Here is a 2,701-nt window from a genome sequence, read left to right as displayed (position 1 = left end):
GGGGGGGGGGGGGGGGGCTCACGGCCCCCGCACCGCCCCCGAAAGATGTTTTCTCTCCCCCCCGCGGCCTTTTGGGCCGTGGGGAGGGGCCATGGCCTTCCGGACCTGGACAAAGCACTTCGGACGAACTCGGGATTTCTTTGCTCCGGGGGAGGTTTGGGGGCGACCTCGCCCGCCCCAAAATGATTCAATGGTTCCTCGGCCTCCCTGCGGTCTAACGGATCGCAGGGAGAGAGGAGCATTTGAGGTTTCCAGGTTCCGCGCTGGCTGCAATGAACCGATGGACGCTTCTTAAATGGATGGCCTGGCTTGGGCTGGGCGCTTTTTGCCTTTGGGGTTACTGGCGCTCCCAACAGACCGTAACCATCCTCCTCGATGATCAGGTTCTCCCCATTAGAACCCATCAACGAACGGTGGGGGACGTGTTGCGGGAGGCGGGCTTGATGCTCCGTCCCGAGGATGCGGTTTCCCCGCCCTTGACGCACCCGATCCAACCTCCGGCCACGATCTCCATCCGAAGGGCCAGACCGGTTCGCATCCTGATTGAGGGCCGCGGCGTAGAGCCCTCTCGCTGGATTCAGCTTTACACCCTCCGTTCTGATCCCCGGGAGATCCTGGCGGAAGCGGGGATCACCCTGGGGCCGGGGGACGTGCTGTGGGTGGATGGCCGACGAGGGGAAACCAGACCTCCGGAGCTCGATGGGCGAGGGCCTCCTCAAGAGATCCGGGTGGTGCGGTCCGCTCCGCTGGTGATGCGTCTGGAAGACGGAACGCGACGCGTGATCTGGTCAACGGCACCCACGGTGGGGGCGGCGCTGCGGGAGGCTGGCGTGTTTCTGGACCCGACGGATCGACTGCTGCCCGGGCCTGAAACGCCGCTGGATGGCGGGATGCAGGTTGCCCTGTTCCGCGCCCGTCCCATCACCGTGGAAGCGGATGGGCGCACCCAGGTGATCTCCACCACTGCGCGCACGGTCCGGGAGTTACTGTGGGAGCTGGGGATCTTGTTGCATGGCCAGGATCGGGTGATCCCCAGTGAAGAGAGCCGCCTCCAGGGCGGAGAGACCGTCCAGGTCATCCGGGTGACGGAAGGCTTCGAGATCGAGGAAACCCCTATTCCCTTTCAGACGGTATGGGAACCGGATCCCAACCTGGAGCTGGACACCTGGGTGCAGAGATCCCCTGGCCAAAACGGTGTGCTTCAGCGACGGATCCGGGTGCGCTATGAAAACGGTCGGGAGGTCGCGCGGGAGGTCGTCGATGAGACCATGATTCGATCCCCGGAGCCCCGGGTCTGGGTCTATGGGACGAAGATCGTGGTGCGCACGCTGGAGACGCCGGATGGGCCGATCGAATACTGGCGGCGGGTCCGCATGCTGGCCACCTCGTATAGCCGGTCCACGGCAGGCGTTCATCCTTCCGCCTCATACTTCGGCCGCACTCGAACGGGGCTCCCTATGCAACGTGGGATTGTAGCGGTAGATCCTCGAGTGATCCGACTGGGATGGAAGGTTTATGTGCCCGGTTACGGGATAGGGCTGGCCGCTGATACCGGGGGGGGGATTATCGGCCGCCGCATCGATCTGGGATATAACGATGAGGACCTGGTGCTCTGGTATCGCTGGGTGGACGTCTATCTTCTGACTCCGGTTCCTTCTCCGGAGTCGATCCCCTATATTCTGCCGGAGTGGCCGATCCCTCCCTCGCCTTAGATTGCCGGGTAGTCGCTTCCTGGGGCAGTGCTTTGACCTGTTCGGTTTTTCATATTTTCATAGATGCGGGCCGCCGAAGGCGGCCCGCACCCTCGGTAAAGAATCATCCACCCTATGGGGGTTGGAGGGGAAACGATGAGGGCGATTTTCCGCTACACCCTGAACGGCCTGCGGGCTGCGATCCTCGGCTGGGGGATCGCCCTCGCGGTCCTGGGCGCTTATATCCTCTCGTTCTATGACACGATCGTTCAGCAGCGAGAGGCGTGGGAACGACTGCTCCAGATGTTCCCCAAGGAGCTGCTGGCCTTCTTTGGGGAGGTCGAGCGATTTACGACTCCCGAAGGCTATCTGGACAGCCAGTTTTTCTCCTTAATGCCGGTGATCCTCGGGGTCTATGCGGTGCTGGTCGGTGCGTCGTTGCTTGCGGAACCGGAGGAGAGGGGCGTGCTGGATCTTCTGATGGGGCATCCGATCTCCCGATCCGCCTTCTTCTTCGGGCGATGGCTGGCCTTCGCTGCCGCGACGGTGGCGATTCTGGGGCTGACCTGGCTGGGCTTCATGCTGGGGAAGCCCTTGGCCGCGCGCCTGGAGGTGACCCCAGGGGCGCTCGCTTTGCCCTTCTTCTCCCTCCTGGCGGTGCTGATGCTCTTCGCCCATCTGGCGATCTTCCTGAGCCAGATCCTGCCTTCACGAAACATGGCGGCCATGGTAGCTGGCCTCTTGTTGGGGGCCAGCTTCTTCATCACCGCGCTGGCGCGGATCAATCCAGATCTCGAAACCATTAATCAGCTTTCCCCTCTGGCGTATTATCAGGGCGGGCTGGCGATCCATGGGTTGAAGCTGGACTGGTTCCTGAGCTTGCTGACAGCTTCGCTGGTTTTCCTGATGCTGGCATGGTGGCGCTTTGAGCGCCGGGATCTGCGGGTAAGCGGAGAGGGAAGTTGGGGGTTTCCATGGCGACGTCCCCCATCTTCGGTCTCCAAAGGCCC

The 2,701-nt window shown here is 62.8% G+C and carries 2 protein-coding genes; both read left to right on the top strand.

Annotated elements, in window-relative coordinates; translation table 11 throughout:
• Positions 1–242 precede the first annotated feature (242 nt).
• A complete protein-coding gene (locus NZM16_RS05220) occupies positions 243–1,712 on the top strand; it encodes a ubiquitin-like domain-containing protein (RefSeq protein ID WP_295479118.1) in 1,470 nt (489 codons plus the stop codon).
• A gap of 135 nt (positions 1,713–1,847) precedes the next feature.
• Positions 1,848–2,701: ABC transporter permease subunit (locus tag NZM16_RS05215; RefSeq protein ID WP_295448424.1), on the top strand; the 854-nt coding region annotated here is incomplete at its 3' end.

It is taken from the genome of Thermoflexus sp. (genome assembly GCF_025055495.1).
GTDB lineage: Bacteria > Chloroflexota > Anaerolineae > Thermoflexales > Thermoflexaceae > Thermoflexus.
The sequence above is the reverse complement of the archived record's forward strand: the minus strand, read 5'-3'. Positions and strand labels throughout refer to the sequence as shown.